The 15,239-nt window shown below is 69.0% G+C and carries 15 protein-coding genes; 5 read left to right on the top strand and 10 right to left on the bottom strand.

Features of this window, described 5'->3' with window-relative positions:
- Positions 1-171: 171 nt before the first annotated feature.
- Together CRT60_RS18360 and CRT60_RS18350 are read left to right on the top strand one after the other, a co-directional pair.
- The gene (locus CRT60_RS18360; protein WP_204562000.1) at positions 172-645 is read left to right on the top strand and encodes an RNA polymerase sigma factor; all 474 of its coding nucleotides are present in this window, start codon (positions 172-174) and stop codon (positions 643-645) included.
- On the top strand, positions 642-1,475 hold the full coding sequence (locus CRT60_RS18350; protein WP_143273319.1) for an anti-sigma factor family protein: 834 nt from the start codon (positions 642-644) through the stop codon (positions 1,473-1,475). The genes CRT60_RS18360 and CRT60_RS18350 overlap by 4 nt, the downstream gene beginning before the upstream one ends.
- Before the next feature lie 92 nt (positions 1,476-1,567).
- Here CRT60_RS18350 and amaB read toward each other — a convergent pair whose 3' ends face one another.
- Positions 1,568-3,064: an L-piperidine-6-carboxylate dehydrogenase gene (gene amaB / locus CRT60_RS18345; RefSeq protein WP_098738004.1), complete on the bottom strand. Its 1,497-nt coding sequence runs from the start codon at positions 3,062-3,064 to the stop codon at positions 1,568-1,570.
- 79 nt (positions 3,065-3,143) lie between these two features.
- On the bottom strand, positions 3,144-4,802 hold the full coding sequence (locus CRT60_RS18340; protein WP_098738003.1) for a thiamine pyrophosphate-binding protein: 1,659 nt from the start codon (positions 4,800-4,802) through the stop codon (positions 3,144-3,146).
- Positions 4,803-4,929: 127 nt separating this feature from the next.
- Here CRT60_RS18340 and gcvA point away from each other — a divergent pair, with 127 nt between their 5' ends.
- A complete protein-coding gene (gene gcvA / locus CRT60_RS18335) occupies positions 4,930-5,835 on the top strand; it encodes a transcriptional regulator GcvA (protein ID WP_098738002.1) in 906 nt (301 codons plus the stop codon).
- A gap of 1 nt (position 5,836) precedes the next feature.
- On the opposite strand, the gene CRT60_RS18330 is transcribed toward gcvA, so the two are convergent.
- The 7 genes from CRT60_RS18330 to CRT60_RS18300 all read right to left on the bottom strand — a co-directional run bounded on the left by CRT60_RS18330 (position 5,837) and on the right by CRT60_RS18300 (position 13,530).
- The gene (locus CRT60_RS18330) at positions 5,837-7,630 is read right to left on the bottom strand and encodes an ABC transporter ATP-binding protein/permease (protein WP_098738001.1); all 1,794 of its coding nucleotides are present in this window, start codon (positions 7,628-7,630) and stop codon (positions 5,837-5,839) included.
- 78 nt (positions 7,631-7,708) lie between these two features.
- Entirely contained in the window at positions 7,709-8,683 is a 975-nt protein-coding gene (gene yddG, locus CRT60_RS18325) for an aromatic amino acid exporter YddG (RefSeq protein WP_098738716.1), read from the bottom strand.
- 189 nt (positions 8,684-8,872) lie between these two features.
- Positions 8,873-9,646, bottom strand: coding sequence for an HNH endonuclease family protein (locus tag CRT60_RS18320; protein ID WP_098738000.1), 774 nt, complete (start codon positions 9,644-9,646; stop codon positions 8,873-8,875).
- Between the two features lie 145 nt (positions 9,647-9,791).
- Positions 9,792-10,736, bottom strand: coding sequence for an SDR family NAD(P)-dependent oxidoreductase (locus tag CRT60_RS18315; protein WP_098737999.1), 945 nt, complete (start codon positions 10,734-10,736; stop codon positions 9,792-9,794).
- A gap of 497 nt (positions 10,737-11,233) precedes the next feature.
- Positions 11,234-12,421: a phosphoserine transaminase gene (locus tag CRT60_RS18310; RefSeq protein WP_098737998.1), complete on the bottom strand. Its 1,188-nt coding sequence runs from the start codon at positions 12,419-12,421 to the stop codon at positions 11,234-11,236.
- Positions 12,422-12,575: 154 nt separating this feature from the next.
- On the bottom strand, positions 12,576-13,043 hold the full coding sequence (locus tag CRT60_RS18305) for a hypothetical protein (RefSeq protein ID WP_244592597.1): 468 nt from the start codon (positions 13,041-13,043) through the stop codon (positions 12,576-12,578).
- A 121-nt stretch (positions 13,044-13,164) separates the two neighbouring features.
- A complete protein-coding gene (locus CRT60_RS18300; RefSeq protein WP_244592596.1) occupies positions 13,165-13,530 on the bottom strand; it encodes a hypothetical protein in 366 nt (121 codons plus the stop codon).
- 186 nt (positions 13,531-13,716) lie between these two features.
- On the opposite strand from CRT60_RS18300, the gene CRT60_RS18295 reads away from it, so the two are divergent.
- On the top strand, positions 13,717-13,944 hold the full coding sequence (locus tag CRT60_RS18295) for a hypothetical protein (RefSeq protein WP_098737996.1): 228 nt from the start codon (positions 13,717-13,719) through the stop codon (positions 13,942-13,944).
- On the opposite strand, the gene CRT60_RS18290 is transcribed toward CRT60_RS18295, so the two are convergent.
- Positions 13,935-14,702: a glycosyltransferase family 2 protein gene (locus CRT60_RS18290; RefSeq protein ID WP_098737995.1), complete on the bottom strand. Its 768-nt coding sequence runs from the start codon at positions 14,700-14,702 to the stop codon at positions 13,935-13,937. The two genes, CRT60_RS18295 and CRT60_RS18290, sit on opposite strands and share 10 nt — an antisense overlap.
- A 111-nt stretch (positions 14,703-14,813) precedes the next feature.
- Here CRT60_RS18290 and CRT60_RS18285 point away from each other — a divergent pair, with 111 nt between their 5' ends.
- Positions 14,814-15,206 carry a DUF423 domain-containing protein gene (locus CRT60_RS18285; RefSeq protein ID WP_098737994.1) on the top strand — a complete coding sequence of 131 codons (393 nt, stop codon included), beginning with the start codon at positions 14,814-14,816 and terminating at the stop codon, positions 15,204-15,206.
- Positions 15,207-15,239 lie beyond the last annotated feature (33 nt).

Raw genomic sequence — 15,239 nt, 5'->3', positions numbered from 1 at the left:
TGTTCCCGCCGCTTTGTTCGGTCACCGGAAAGGCGGATGATGGCTATCGTCGAGAGCGGCCGCGAGGCATATGGTTGGTCGCGGCCGGTACAGCGCCGAAAGGACCGGATCGGCCCGGATGCCATGCGAGGGAGCGGTGAGATCGCAAGCGAAGCGGAAGTCAGGCACGGCTTGTCCGTCACCTTGCCGCGCCTTTGGCGCTATGGCTTCGTCCTGTCGCGGCAGCGCGACTGGGCGGACGATCTGGTTCAACAGACCTGCCTGCGGGCATTGGAGCGGCACGGCCAGTTCCAGCCCGGCTCCCGCATCGACCATTGGCTGTTCGCCATCCTGAATTCGGTCTGGCTGAACGAGGTCCGGGCGCGGCGGGTCCGCTTCGGCCAGGGAACCGTCGAGGCGGAGACGAGCCTGGAAGTGGACGGCGCGCGCGAGACCGAGGCGAAGGTTCTGGCAGGCCAAGTGATGAGGCTGGTCGGCGATCTGCCGGAAGCGCAGCGGGCCGCGGTGTTTCTCGCCTATGTGGAAGGCCTGACCTACCGCGAGGTCGCCGCTGTTCTCGACGTGCCGGTCGGAACGGTGATGAGCCGTCTGGCGGCGGCGCGGGCGAAGCTGGCGGACAGGATGAGCGACGGAGCGGCGAAATGACCGGAGAGAATGACGAGTCCGCGATGCCCTCCGACGAGGAATTGACCGCCTTCATCGACGGCGAACTGGAGGAGCCGCATCGTGCCCGCCTGCTCGACCTGATCGAGCGCGATCCGGCGGTCGCCGCGAGGGTGGAGCATCTTTCCCGCGCCAGCCTGCCCTACGGCGAGGCATTCCAGCCCCTGTTGGACGCCGCCCCGGCGATGGATCTGCAGCGCATGCTCGACGGAATGGCCGTGCCGCCGGTTGCCGCCAACGCGGTCGTTCCGCTGACACGCCGCCGTCTGTTCGGCGCCATTGCCGCGTCGGTGGCGGCGGGCGTGCTGGGCGACCGGCTTCTGGTCCGGCTGTTCGGAACCGGCGACGGCGACGAGTTGGCCGACGATGACGGCGGGCCGGACCGGGAGCGCCACTGGCATGGCGTGGTCGCCCAATATATGGGGTTGTACACGCGGGAAACGCTGGGCGGGACCACGCCCGGCCGGGATGCCCAGTCGGCACAGCTCGCCACCCTGAACCGGCCGCTCAACCTGTCCCTGACGCCGGAGGCGGTGGAGGTCGCCGGAGCGGAATTCCGCCGGGCGCAAATTCTGTCCTATGACGACATGCCGTTGGCCCAGATCACTTATCTCGATCCGCGCAGCGGCCCGCTGGCGCTCTGCATCCTGCGCCGTCCCGGCACCGTGCGAGGGGTGGAGCAGGAAATGCGCGGCGGGCTGTCCATCGCCTATTGGACCGGGCCGGACCATGCCGCCCTGCTGATCGGCCGGTTGCCGCCCCAGGATCTGACGGCCAAGGCCGAAGCGGTCCGGGGGCGGCTGGCGATCTGATACCGGCGATCTGATACGCGTGCCGATCCGGCCGGGACAGGTTCGCCGATGGCGGTTCCGTCCCGGCCGGAAAAGCCTTAGCCCATGAGCTCTCAGCCGATCTCGAACTTGATGCCCTGGGCGAGCGGCAGCGCGGAGGAGTAGTTCACCGTCGCGGTCTGGCGGCGCATGTAGGCCTTCCAGGAGTCGGACCCCGACTCGCGGCCGCCGCCGGTCTCCTTCTCGCCGCCGAAGGCGCCGCCGATCTCCGCACCGCTGGGACCGATGTTGACGTTGGCGATGCCGCAGTCGGACCCGGCGGCCGACAGGAAGCGCTCCGTCTCACGCAGGTCGGTGGAGAAGATGCAGGAGGACAGGCCCTGCGGCACGGCGTTCTGAAGCGCGATGGCCTCCTCCAGCGTGTCGTAGGTCAGGACATAGAGGATCGGCGCGAAGGTCTCGTGCCGGACCACCTCGGTCTGGGCCGGCATCTCGACGATGGCGGGGGTGACGTAGTAGGCGTTGGGGAAACGGTCGGTCAGCGTGCGCTCGCCGCCCGTCGTCACCGTGCCGCCCTCGGCCTTGGCGGCCTCCAGCGCGCGCTGCATCGCCTTGAAGGCGTCGGCATCGACCAGCGGACCCATCAGCACGCCGGACTCCAGCGGGCTGCCGATCGGAACGGAGGCGTAGGCCGCCTTCAGGCGCGGCAGCAGCTGGTCCTTGACCGAGCGGTGGACGATCAGGCGGCGCAGCGTGGTGCAGCGCTGGCCGCAGGTGCCGACGGCGGAGAACAGGATGGCGCGCAGCGCCATGTCGAGGTCGGCCGACGGCGCCACGATCATGGCGTTGTTGCCGCCCAGCTCCAGGATCGAGCGGCCGAAGCGCTCCGCCACTACCTTGGAGACTTCGCGGCCCATGCGGGTGGAACCGGTGGCCGAGACGATGGGGAAGCCGGGATGGGCGACCAGCGCCTCGCCGACCTCACGGCCGCCCTGGACGATCTGGGACAGGTTGGCCGGGGCATCGCCGAAGCGGGCGACGGCGCGCTCGAAGATCACCTGGCAGGCGGCGGCGGTCAGCGGGGTCTTCTCCGACGGCTTCCACACGACCGGGTCGCCGCAGACCAGCGCCAGCGCCGCGTTCCACGACCACACCGCCACCGGGAAGTTGAAGGCGGAGATGACGAGGCAGGGGCCGGCCGGGTGCCAGGTCTCGCGCATCGTATGGCCCGGACGCTCCGACGCGATGGTCAGGCCGTAGAGCTGGCGGGACAGGCCGACGGCGAAGTCGCAGATGTCGATCATCTCCTGCACTTCGCCCAGGCCTTCCTGGTAGATCTTGCCGGCTTCCAGCGAAACCAGACGGCCGAGATCCTCCTTGGCGGCGCGCAGTTCCTCGCCCAGCAGGCGGACCAGCTCGCCGCGGCGCGGGGCCGGCACCGAGCGCCACGCCTCGAAGGCGCGGGCGGCGTTGGCGACGATGTCCGAAACCTGCGACGGCGCGGTCTCCGCCACCGTGGCGAGCGTGGCGCCGTCGACCGGCGAACGGGCGGTGAGCCCGGCTCCGCTGGAGGTCAGGCCGAAACGGGAGAGGATGTCGCTGTGCTGCACCGGGGTGGCTCCTTGGGTCAAAAAGCGAGGCATATGATGTTCCCTGTCCCATGCCGGGAGAGGGAGGTATTCGCTCAGATCACTTTCCCTTGCCCGCTGCACGGATCTCGGAAAGCGTCCGGCTGGGGGTCAGGGCCTCGGGGTCGAGCTTGACGTGGATGATCGCCGGCAGGCCTGACGCGCGGGCGCGTTCGAAGGCCGGGGCGAACTGCTCGGTGGTCTCCACCGTCTCGCCATGTCCGCCATAGGCGCGGGCGAAGGCGGCGAAGTCGGGATTCTGCAGTCGGGTGCCGGACACGCGGCCGGGATACTCGCGCTCCTGATGCATGCGGATGGTGCCGTACATGCCGTTGTCGACGACCAGCACGATCACGGCGGCGCCCTCCTGCACGGCGGTGCCGAACTCGATCCCCGTCATCTGGAAACAGCCGTCGCCGGCGAAGCACAGGACATCGCGGGTGCGATGCTGGAGCTTGGCGGCGATGGCGGCCGGCAGGCCGTAGCCCATCGATCCGCAGACCGGCGCCGCCTGGGTGCCGAAGCGGCGGAAGCGGTGGAAACGGTGGATCCAGGTGGCATAGTTGCCGGCGCCGTTGGTGAAGATGGCGTCATGCTCCAGCCGCTCGTCCAGCCAGGCCATGATGCGGCCCATCTGAACGTCGCCGGGGATGGCGTCGGGCGGGGTGCTCCAGGCGTCGTAAGCGGCGTGGGCCGCTTCGGCGCGGGCGGCCCAGCCGGGCTTCGCCGTCACGCTCAGCCCCGCCATCGCCTCCAGGAAGGCGGCCGGCGTGGCGACCATGCCCAGCGTCGGGCGATAGACGCGGCCGATCTCCTCGGCGCCGGGGTGGATGTGGACCACCGCCTTGCCCGGATTGGGGATGCCCAGCAGGTCGTAGCTCTGCGACGGCACTTCGGAGAAGCGGTCGCCCAGCAGGATCAGCAGGTCGCTGTCCTTGACCAGCGCCGAAAGCTTGGGGTTGATGCCCAGCCCGATGTCGCCGGCATAAAGCGGATGGCAATGGTCGAACAGCATCTGGCGGCGGAAGGTCACGGCCACCGGCAGGGCCAGCCGTTCCGCGAAACGCTGGAGTTCGGCGACCGACTCCTCGGTCCAGCGGGAGCCGCCGACGACCAGCAGCGGCCGTTCCGCCTTGGCCAGCAGGGCGCCGAAGGACGCCACCTGTGCCGGCGTGGGGGCGCCGTCGACCGTCTCCGCGCGCGGGGCGACGGGGACGTCCGCGGTTTCCGTCAGCGTGTCTTCCGGCAGGGCCAGCACGACCGGGCCGGGGCGGCCGGCCATCGCGGTGTGGAAGGCGCGGGAGATCATCTCCGGCACGCGGTCGGCGCTGTCGATCTCGGCGACCCACTTGCACATGCCGCCGAACAGCTTGCCGTAATCCACCTCCTGGAAGGCGTCGCGGCCGCGCATGCCGCGCTCGATCTGGCCGACCAGCACGACCAGCGGGGTTTCGTCCTGCTGGGCGACATGGATGCCGGAGGCGGCGTTGGTGGCGCCGGGACCGCGGGTGACGAGGCAGACGCCGGGGCGGCCTGTCAGCTTGGCCTGCGCCTCCGCCATCATCGCCGCACCGCCTTCGTGGCGGGCGACGACCATCTCGATCGGGCTGTCGTGCAGGGCGTCCAGCACGGCGAGATAGCTTTCGCCCGGCACGCCGAACACCCGCCGCACGCCCTGCGCCTCCAGCGCCTCGACGATCAACTGACCACCGGTCTTCATCGCGAACCCGCCCCGCCCTGCCTATGGGAATTTTCTGGATCTCCAGGATATCGAGCGTGACGTGCCGCGCGCCAGGGCGCAAACGACTTTCTTTCCACAGGTCATGAGCTTTGGTAATGAGGTCGTCATGGATCTGCAGCGCCGCCTTCTTCCGTCCATGAGCATGCTGTCCGCCTTCGAAGCGGCAGCCCGCACCGGCAGCTTCACCGCCGCTGCGGCGGAACTGTCTCTGACGCAAGGGGCGGTCAGCCGGCAGATCAAGGCGCTGGAGGACCAGATCGGCACCGCCCTGTTCATCCGCAAGGGCCAGCGGGTGACGCTGACCCCGACCGGGGCGCTCTATGCCGATCCGATCCGCGACGCGCTGCGCCAGATCGCGGCGGCCACGGTGCGGACCATCGCAGCACCCAAGGGCGGCGTGCTGAACCTCGCCATCCTGCCGACCTTCGGCACGCGCTGGCTGGTGCCGCGGCTGCCGGCCTTCCAGACGGCGCACCCGCAGGTGACGATCCACTTCACCACCAAGCTGGCGCCTTTCGATTTCCGCCTGCACGATCTGGATGCGGCGATCCATTACGGCTTCGGCGACTGGCCCGACGCCGTCTGCGACCATCTGCTGGACGAGGAGGTGCTGCCGGTCTGCTCCCCTGCCTTCCTCAAGGCGCATCCGGTGGCGGAACCGGGGGACCTGTTGGCCCTGCCGCTGCTGCACACGAGCACGCGCGCCGATGCGTGGAACGAGTGGCTGTCGGCCCAGGGGCTGCCTCCGCGGCCCGGTGCCGGCATGGTGTTCGAGCAGTTCGCCACCACTGCCCAGGCAGCCGAGGCCGGGCTGGGCGTCGCCCTGCTGCCGACCCTGCTGGTCCGTGCCGAGCTCGACGACGGCACCCTGCTCCCCGCCATCGACCGGCCCCACCGCAGCGCGCGGGCCTATTACCTCGTCCACCCCCGCGGCAAGGCCAACCACCCGCCCTTCGCCGCCTTCCGTCAATGGCTGCTGTCGGAGGCGCGGGGGGAGCAGCCTCAGGCGTAGCTCACACCGCCGCCAGTTCTCCGCCCCCGTCTCCGTTGCGCCGGACCGTCATCCGCCGGTCGTGGAAAGCGGCGAGGCTGGGACGATGGCCGATGCTGACCAGCGTCGTGCCGGGCAGGCGGGCGCGCAGCAGGCCATAGAGCCGCTCCTCCGTCTCCGGATCGCAGGCCGAGGTCGCCTCGTCGAGATAGAGCCAGTCGGGTTTGTGCAGGAGGGCACGGGCGATGGCGATGCGCTGCTGCTCGCCGCCGGACAGGCGTTGCGACCAGTGGTCCTCCGCCGCCAGACGGTCGGCGAAGCCGGCCATGCCGACGGCGTCCAGCACCTCGCGCACCGCCTCGTCCGGAAAGGCGTCGGGAGTGGCGGGGTAGGTGACGGCGGCGCGCAGGGCTCCGATGGGCAGGTAGGGTTTCTGCGGCAGGACCATGCTGCCGTTGGCCGCGATGGTGCCGCCTCCAGCCATAATGGTGCCCGGCAGTGCGATCCGGCCGCGGCCGAAGGGCCAGATGCCGGCGATGGCGCGCAGCAGGGTGCTCTTGCCCGACCCCGACGGGCCGGTGATCAGAAGAGACTCGCCCGGCTGCACCGTCAGATCGGCGTGGACCAGCGGCGTACCGCCGTCCGGCAGGGTCAGGGCCAGCCCGTCCAGCGTCAGGGCGCCGTCGGCCGCCGCAGTGCGCTCCACCCCGGCATGGTCGCGGGCACCGGCGCGGACGATCGCTACAGCGTGGTGGAAGCCGGTCAGACGGCTCGTGGTGGCGTGCCAGTCGGCGAGGTTCACATAGGCGTCGATGAACCAGGACATAGCCCCCTGCACCTGTCCGAAGGCCTGCGAGGTCTGCATCAGCGATCCCAGCGGCAGGGCACCGCTGAAATAGCGCGGGGCGGCGACCAGCAGCGGGAAGATGATGGCGATCTGCCCATAGGCGGAGGTGAACCAGACCAGCCGCTTCTGCGTGCGCATCAGCGACCACCAGTTGGCGACGACGCGGGCGAAACGGTCGCCGAAGCCGCGCGCCTCCTGCACCTCACCCTGTTGCAGGGCGACGCTCTCGGCATTCTCGCGCAGGCGGACCAGGGAGAAGCGGAAGTCGGCCTCGTACCGCTGCTGGTCGAAGCTGAGACGGGCCAGCGGCTTGCCGATCTTGTGTGTGATCCAGGTGCCGCCCACGGCATAGACCAGCGCCACCCACACCATGTAGCCGGGCAGGTCGATGCCGAGCCAGGGGATGGTGACCGATCCGGACAGGCTCCACAGGATGGCGAGGAAGGAGATCAGTGAGACCAGATTGGTCATGAAACCCAGCGACAGGCTCAGCGTCAGCTGGACGAAGCTGCGCAGATCCTCGGCGATGCGCTGGTCGGGGTTGTCGGTGCCGGTGTTGGCGAATTGCAGGCGGTAATAGGTCTGGTTCTCCAGCCAGTCGCCGAGATAGCGCTCGGTCAGCCAGCGGCGCCAGCGGATTTGCAGCATCTGGTTCAGGTAGAGGCGATAGACCGCCACCGCGATGAAAACCAGCGCCAGCCCGCCGAACACCAGCAGGGCCTGGATGAAGCCGGCCTGGTCCTTCTCCTGCAAGGCGTTGAAGATGTCGGCGTTGATCTGGGTGAACCAGACCTCCATGAACACCGCCGCCAGATTGAGGACGACGATCGCCGCCAGCAGGCCGCGCGCCGCCCATTTTTCCTCCGACGACCAATAGGGCTTGGTCAGCCGCCAGACATCGGACAGGAATTGACGGGCGGCGGACAGGCGTCCGGAAGAGGACGGTGGGGAATACGCACGCGCGGGCATTGGTTGGGCACTCGCAAGCGGCCGGGACGATGCTTGCCGATTACCACCCTTTGCCGCGGCTGGGGCATGAAATCGCTGTCACTTGCCGTGGATCATGTTCCAGCTCGCCATCAGCGCCCCGCCGGCGATCAGCGCGCAGGCGGCCCAGACGGCCCAACCGCCGCTGGCCTGCCCGAACAGGATCAGCAGCAGGGTGGAGGCCGGCGGCACGGCATAGGACAGCACGCCCAGCGCCCGGATGTCGCCGCGCTTCATTCCATGGTCCCAGACGAAGAAGGCCAGCCCGTCCGGCCCGACGCCGAGGGCGAGCAGGACCAGCCAGCCCAGCGCCTCCTGCGGCCAGACGGTGGCATCCTCGAACAGCAGGTGCCCGGTCAGGCCCAGCAGGGCGGTGACGAGGCAGAACCCGCTGACCGCCTCGGTCGGGACCGAGCCGAAGCGGCGCGACAGGACCGAATAGGCCCCCCAGATCAGCGCCGCCGCCAGGGCCGCACCGTAGGCGGGCAGGTTGCCCCCCAGGGTGCCGGCGTCCAGGTGCAGCCCGCCGCCCCTCCCCGAAACGATCAGCGCGGTGCCGGCCAGCCCGCACAGCGCACCGGCCACATGGGCGGCCTTCAGCCGCTCCCCCGGCAGCAGGGCGGAGAACAGGACGATGCAGAGCGGCCAGAGATAGTTGATGAGATTGACCTCCACCGCCGCCGATGGCGCCAGATGGAAGGCAAGGAACAGGCAGGCGTGATAGCCGAACAGTCCGCCGACCCCGACCAGCCAGACGGGCAGCGGCTGGCGCAGGGCTCCGATCACGCTGCGGCCACGCAGAACCGCGACGCTGCTGCCGGTTAGGAAGGCAAGCCCGAAGGTGACCGCCACCAGTTGCAGCGGCGGCATGGCGCTGGACATCGAGGTCAGCAGCGCCGCCGTCGCCCACAGCAGGATGGCGATGGAACCGATGCCGGTGGCGCGCCGCACCTCCGCCATCGATGGCGTGGCGGTGGATGACCGGGACAGAACAGAACTGGGCAGGGTGGAATTGGGAAGGGTGTCGGCGCTCATGCGGGGGTGCATAGCCTATGGGTCAGCCGCCCGCAATGGCTGTCGGGAGCGACGTCTTGTCACCCGATTCCCGTCAACCGGCCCAGCGGCCAAGCCAGCGGTGCAGGCTGTGGACGACGACCGGCACACCATGCAGGAGCCCGATGGGCGACGGCAGGGCTCTGGCACGTCGGCACGGGCAGGGCTGCGTCAGCGCTGCTGTCCGGCCGAGGCGCGGCAGTCGTTCAGGATGTTGCCGACGGTCACCCGTTCCCGCTCATCCATGGACAGGCTCCAGCGCGCCTTTACCAGGACCCAGTCGGCGACATAGAGGCAGATGCCGTCGCGCTTCGGCGGCAGCCAGTCCTCCGGCCCCTTGGAGCCCTTGGCGCGGTTGGCCTCGCGGCTGGAAACCAGCAGGGTCAGCGGGTCGCTGGTGTCGTTGGCGTAGGCGGCGCGCTTCTCCCGGCTCCAGTCGTAGCCGCCGCTGGCGTAGGCCTCCTCCAGCGGCACGCGGTGGTCGATGTCGACCATCTGCGGGTCGGTGTAGCGCTCGCCGGTGTAGGGATCGAGCCAGTCGCCGGACTTCACGCCGCAGCCCTTGGCGTCGAGCGTCGCCGGGCGGCGGGAGTCGCGGATCAGCACCTTCTCGCGGGCATTCAGGCAGCCGCCGTCGAGCGCCAGCCAGTGCGGCCACTCCTCCCGCTGATAGCCCTTGCGCTTTTCGGGCTCCACCCGGATGCCGTCGAGCTGGCGGGCGACCTCGGCATAGTCTATCCGGTCGGCGGGGCGGGCGACGACCGGCGGTGGCGGTTCGGCGGGTTGCTGCTTGCGCGGCTGCCGGGGGCGGTGGGTTTCCTCGCCGAGCAGGCGGTCGAGGGTGCCGGGCGGGATGATGTGGAGCCGTTCCGCCACCGCGACGACGGCGAGGATCGCCAGGACGATCAGCAGCGCCCGGATGGGAAGGGATCGGCGGCGGGCCATGGTTCGCTCATCCTGATGGCGGCGTCCACTCCCGGGGCGGGAGACGGAGTTTATGGTTGGCGATCGGATTCACGCTTCAAATCGAGTTCGATTTTACGCGATCCGATCTGATCGGCCCCCTCATACCCCGGTATCGGTTCCAACCTCAAGGCATGCGGCCGGTCAGGGTGGCGCTCAATCCCTGGAGCAGGCCGACCTGGCACACGGTGTCGAAGGTGGAGCGCAGCAGCGACGGGTCGCCGATCGACACGCGGATGTCGCCGGCCCGCGCCTCGGTGTGACGGCGGCGGACCTTGCTGCCGCACAGCTCCTGCAACACCTCCAGCAGCATCACCAGCGACGTCGCGCGGCCGGTGCAGAGGTTGTAGACCTGCGCCCCGGCAAAGCGCCGCTCCATCGCCAGCGCCAGGATGCGCACCACGTCGCCGACGAAGACGAAGTCGCGGACCTGCTGGCCGTCGCCGTGAATCTCCACATCCTCGCCGCGGGCAACCCGGCGGGCGAAGATCGAGATCACGCCGGAATAGGGCGACATCGGATCCTGGCGCGGGCCGTAGACGTTGAAGAAGCGGAAGCCGACCGTCGGCACGCCCTGGATCGCCCAGGCGACGCGGGCGTGCATCTCGCATCCCAGCTTGTCGACGCCATAAGCGGACAGCGGGCGCGGCAACTCGTCCTCGTTCAGCGGGGTGTTGCTGTTGTCACCGTAAATGGCCGCGGAGGAAGCATAGACCACCGGGATCGGACCGCCGCGCCTGGCATCGCGCGCCGCCTCGAACACGGTGACGGTCCCCAGCAGGTTGGTGCGGTGGGTTTCCGCCCAAAGCTCCCGCGATTTTTGAACGGAGGCCACGGCGGCAAGGTGGAAGACGCCGTCGACCCCTTCGCCGGCATCACCGGCCATCGCCTCGCGCACCGCGTCGGGATCGGCCACGTCGCCCACCACCAGCTTCGCGGCGCTTGGCTTGTTCTCCAGCCTGCCGCTCGACAGGTTGTCGAGGATCGTCACCCGATGCCCGTCGGCCAGCAGCCGGTCGGCCAGATGCGAGCCGATGAAACCGCAGCCGCCGGTGATGAGGTAGTGCGCCATGGTCGGTCCAAGCCCTTCCTTCGTTGCACCGGCTTTGCCGCAGTGCAGCGGGGTCGCCGGAAATCCCCTTCAAGAGTCGGGACACAACCGGCGGTTTGCCAGACCATCTTCGGGATAGGGTGGGTCCCCAACAGGGGAAGCGGCGTCGCCCGTCCGGCGACGGCGGGGGCGAATCGGCCGCACGTCCTCCATGACAGTTTCCGGACAGGCGGGACCGATGGTTCAACAGGGTTATCCACCACCTTGTCCACGGTTCTGTGGATAACCATGGTCAAGCTTGTGAGGTTCGAACGCCCGTCACGCCAGTCACACTGGTGCAGAAATGCTGCTGTGTGCGAACGGTTGGCTGGCCGGATCCTTTGCTGCAAAGCACAACGGCAGCACATGCGAAAAGCCCCGCTGTGGCGCTTGTGCCACGGCAGGGCCGTTCGACGGCTGCGGAAGATGCTGTGGACGACAGTCCGGCTTGCGCTTGCCAGCCTGTGCCCGCTCCGGCGTCAGCCCTGCTTGGGACCGAACGTCTCGGCCTTCACAGTGGCGTAAGCCCAATCGAGCCAGGGCAGGACCGTCTCCATATCCTCGTTTTCCACCGTGGCGCCGCCCCACAGCCGCAGGCCCGGAGGCGCATCGCGGTAGGAACCGGCGTCGAAGGCGGCCTCTTCCTTCTCCAGCAGGGCGGACAGCTTCTTGGCGAAGGCGGCCTGGGCCTCCTCCGACAGGGCGGTCACCTCCGGATCGGTGAAGCGCAGGCAGATCGAGGTGCAGGAGCGGTTCGCCGGGTCCTTCGCCAGGAAGCCGGCCCAGCTGCTGGTCTCCACCCATTCGGCGACGATGCGCAGATTCTGTTCCGACCGGCGGATCAACTGGGTCAGGCCGCCCAGCGACAGGGCCCAGCGCAGGCCGTCGATGGCATCCTCGACGCAGAGCATCGACGGGGTGTTGATGGTGTCGCCTTCGAAGATGCCTTCGATCAGCTTGCCGTTCTTGGTCATGCGGAAGATCTTCGGCAGCGGCCGGTCGGGCTGGAAGCTCTCCAGCCGTTCCACCGCGCGCGGGCTCAGCACCAGCATGCCGTGCGCCGCCTCGCCGCCCAGCACCTTCTGCCAGGACCAGGTGGCGACGTCGATCTTCTGCCAGGGCAGAGCCATGGCGAAGGCGGCCGAGGTGGCGTCGCAGATGGTCAGCCCCTCACGGTCGTCGGCGATCCAGTCGCCATCGGCCACCCGGACGCCGGCGGTGGTGCCGTTCCAGGTGAAGACGACGTCGCGGCTGAAATCGACCGACGACAGGTCCGGCAGTTCGCCGTAGGGGGCGATCAGGTTGCGGACGTCCGGCAGCTTCAGCTGCTTGGCGACGTCGGTGACCCATTCCTTGCCGAAGCTTTCCCAGGCCAGCATGTCGACGCCGCGGGCGCCCAGCATCGACCACAGCGCCATCTCCACCGCACCGGTGTCGGAGGCGGGGACGATGCCGATGCGGTAGTCGCCGGGGATGCCGAGCGCCGCGCGGGTGAGGTCGATGACCTCCTTCAGCTTGGCCTTGCCCGGCTTGGAGCGGTGGGAGCGGCCAAGCAGCGCGCCGTCCAGCGCGTCGAGCGACCAGCCCGGACGCTTCGCGCAGGGACCCGAGGAGAAGAGCGGAGTGTTGGGCCGGCGGCTGGGCCGGCTGGCGCTGCTGGCAGTCATGGAGCGAACTTTCTGGGGCGAACTTCCTGTCCCGGAACGGGAATGTGCGGAGGTCCGGACCTTAAAAGCTGTGCCAGTCGTCGTCAATCGAGGGTGTGGCGAAGGATACGGGACCCAGCATGGCCTTGGCCGCAGGTCCCGCACCGGTAGCCGCCTACTTGCTGCGGCCGATCCTGCCGTTGCGGTAGGTCCAGGCGGCGTCCGCCCCGCCACCCGGCTGGGGCATGGACACCGTCAGGGTGTCGTTGTCGATGGTGACTTGGGCGGCGTCGCTGCAGGACCCGAAGGGATAGGAGACCGTCGGCTGCGGGCCGCCGACCTCCAGGATGCGGAAGCGGGTCGGGCAGTCCTTGGCGCCGGTGTCGGACTGGAACAGGGCGATCCAGCGGTCCTTCATCGAATAGGCACCGACGAAGGACAACTGGTCGCTCTCCTTGTCGTCGAACACCGGCTTGTCGTTCACCGCGACCTGGGTGTGCTTCGGCCCGATGTCGGTCATCGTCAGCACGGTGTTGCCCAGCGCCGCCATCAGGCGCGGCTCCGCCGCACTGGCGGAGGTCGCGATCCCGCAGGCAATCGAAAGGCTGCCCACCACCGCGGCGCACACACTAAGAACCCGCAAATGCCGTCTCCCTGGCTGCTGCGCCCCGGCGGGGCGGCTTAACCGAACGGGGCGCACCATAATGCGGTGGGCGCTCCGCCGGAAGCCGTCCTTTTGGTGCCGGTGTGCGGTCAGCGGCGGATCAGCGGATGTTGACGCTCAGGCCGAAGCCCGGAACCACCGGCTGCGGCGCATAGACGACGGGCGGCGGGGCATAGATCACCCGCGGCGGCGGGGGCGGCGCGTAAACCACGGGCGGCGGCGCGTAGATCACCGGGGGCGGGGCGTAATAGCCGCCGCGCTCCCGCCAGTGGCGGTGATGCGGGCGGTCCCAGCCGCCACGCCAGTCCGGCGGCCCGCCGCGCCATTCGCGGCCACGATCTCCCTGCCAGCCGTCACGCCAGCCATCATGGGCGGCGGCCGTGCCGACGGAAGCACCCAGCATCGATCCGGCGACCAGAGCGCCCAGAACCACGGCTTTCAATCCAGTACCAATGCGGCCAGTCATTCCGGCGTCCTCCTGGTGTCGGGGGTATCTTGTCCCCTCATGAGCCGATGAACGTCGCCACTCCCGCTTTCATTCCACCCGCCCGCAAAAGATTTCGTCCTATTGCTTTGGTCATGAGGGATGGACCGCGAATGTCACCGCGGCCCGCTCTTTTCCGGTCCGGGCATTTATGGTAAATGATCGGGCATGGTAGAGACCCGACGCACCGGCGACCGTTCGAACGATCCGATCCGCCCCGACTCCGGTGGCGGGCGCGTCCCCGCATCCGGTGCGCGCGCCCGGGCGGAAGGCGTCGTCCAGCAGGGGCGGCAGCGGGTTCCGAGCTTGCGCGAACTCGCCGCCCTGGTTGTGAATGGCGTGCTGACCCTGCCGCGCAACTACCGCCGCGGCATGTTCCTCGACGTTCAGGTGTAGGCGGCGGCCTCCGGGCCGAACAGCCGTTCGATCAGCGGCGGCGGCAGCTCGTATTGCGGCAGGCACAGGCTGGTGCTGCGGGCATGCAGCGTGTGCAGGCACAGCCCCTCCGCGTCCGGAAAGGCGCCGACGCGGAAGCGTTCGCGGGCGGCCTTCACGAAGGGTGCGTCCTCGCAGGCGTTCACCGCCGGAAAGCGCACCGTTTCCCAGACCGGCCGGCGGTAGGCGTAGGAGAAGCCATACCCATCGAGATTGTCGGGCGAGAAAGGGGCATCCGGCGCTTCGACATAGCCGCAAGTCTGCCGGCCCCAGCGATGATGCGATCCGCCGAGTGCCGTATCCCAATAACCGAAGCGCCGGTGCGGCACGCTGTAGAGGAACCAGCCTGACAGCTTGACGAGATCGTATCCCTGTTCCAGCCAGCCCAGCATGCGCTCCACATAGACCGGCGCATAGAAATCGTCGTCGTCCATGTGGACGATCACCGATCCCTTGGCATGCTCGGCCAGGATGTTGCGCTTCTCGCCGATCGCGTAGCGGCTGGGAGAGTAGAAATACTTCAGCCGCGGATTTGCCAATGGCTTCAGATAGGCCGAGGGCCGCGGGCTGTCGTCGAACACCAGCCACTCGATCTCGCCGTGGGTCTGCGCCTGGATGCAGGCGTGCAGGCGGGGCAGAAACTCCTCCCGCTGCCAAGTGGGCGTGACGATGCTGACCAAAGGGGCGCTGACCAGAGGGGCCGATGCAGGGGAGGACATCCGTGCTTTCTTGCTTGGGCGCAGGGCCTGCGTGTAGACAGGCGACAGGATAGCACCGCCCCCCGGCCCTGCACATGGGCCGGGGGGCGTTGAGGACGGGAAGGACACCCCTTGGGACTGATCGACCGCATCTGGATCGTTTTCGCCGCGCTGAACGGCGCCGTGGCGGTCGGCACCGGCGCCTATGCCAGCCACGCGCTGGCCGCCCAGCCGCAGGCCCAGGAATGGGTCCGCATCGCCGGGCAGTACCAGATGGCCCATGCGCTGGCGCTCGTCCTGCTGGTGGCGCTCGGTGGGCGGATGGGGGGCGGCAGTAAGGGAGGGTTGGCTCTGCGGATCGCCGGCTGGCTGTTCGTCGCCGGGATCCTGCTGTTCTGCGGCACGCTCTATGCGCTGGCGACGGTCGGTCCGCTGCCGGTGCCGATGACGGCGCCGGCCGGCGGATGGTGCCTCATGCTGGGCTGGGTGGCACTGGCGGCAGCGGCGCTGCGGACGCGCGGCTGAGGCCCGCAGCCTACAGTCAAGGGCGCTTGATTG

It is taken from the genome of Azospirillum palustre, from assembly GCF_002573965.1.
GTDB lineage: Bacteria > Pseudomonadota > Alphaproteobacteria > Azospirillales > Azospirillaceae > Azospirillum > Azospirillum palustre.
The sequence above is the reverse complement of the archived record's forward strand: the minus strand, read 5'-3'. Positions and strand labels throughout refer to the sequence as shown.

What these genes read in the sequence shown, in the direction of transcription:
- CRT60_RS18350 (WP_143273319.1), top strand. Translation starts at nt 642, where the DNA reads ATGACCGGAGAGAATGACGAGTCCGCGATGCCCTCCGACGAGGAATTG.
- CRT60_RS18340 (WP_098738003.1), bottom strand. Translation starts at nt 4,802, where the DNA reads ATGAAGACCGGTGGTCAGTTGATCGTCGAGGCGCTGGAGGCGCAGGGC.
- gcvA (WP_098738002.1), top strand. Translation starts at nt 4,930, where the DNA reads ATGGATCTGCAGCGCCGCCTTCTTCCGTCCATGAGCATGCTGTCCGCC.
- CRT60_RS18330 (WP_098738001.1), bottom strand. Translation starts at nt 7,630, where the DNA reads ATGCCCGCGCGTGCGTATTCCCCACCGTCCTCTTCCGGACGCCTGTCC.
- yddG (WP_098738716.1), bottom strand. Translation starts at nt 8,683, where the DNA reads ATGAGCGCCGACACCCTTCCCAATTCCACCCTGCCCAGTTCTGTTCTG.
- CRT60_RS18320 (WP_098738000.1), bottom strand. Translation starts at nt 9,646, where the DNA reads ATGGCCCGCCGCCGATCCCTTCCCATCCGGGCGCTGCTGATCGTCCTG.
- CRT60_RS18315 (WP_098737999.1), bottom strand. Translation starts at nt 10,736, where the DNA reads ATGGCGCACTACCTCATCACCGGCGGCTGCGGTTTCATCGGCTCGCAT.
- CRT60_RS18310 (WP_098737998.1), bottom strand. Translation starts at nt 12,421, where the DNA reads ATGACTGCCAGCAGCGCCAGCCGGCCCAGCCGCCGGCCCAACACTCCG.
- CRT60_RS18300 (WP_244592596.1), bottom strand. Translation starts at nt 13,530, where the DNA reads ATGACTGGCCGCATTGGTACTGGATTGAAAGCCGTGGTTCTGGGCGCT.
- CRT60_RS18295 (WP_098737996.1), top strand. Translation starts at nt 13,717, where the DNA reads ATGGTAGAGACCCGACGCACCGGCGACCGTTCGAACGATCCGATCCGC.
- CRT60_RS18290 (WP_098737995.1), bottom strand. Translation starts at nt 14,702, where the DNA reads ATGTCCTCCCCTGCATCGGCCCCTCTGGTCAGCGCCCCTTTGGTCAGC.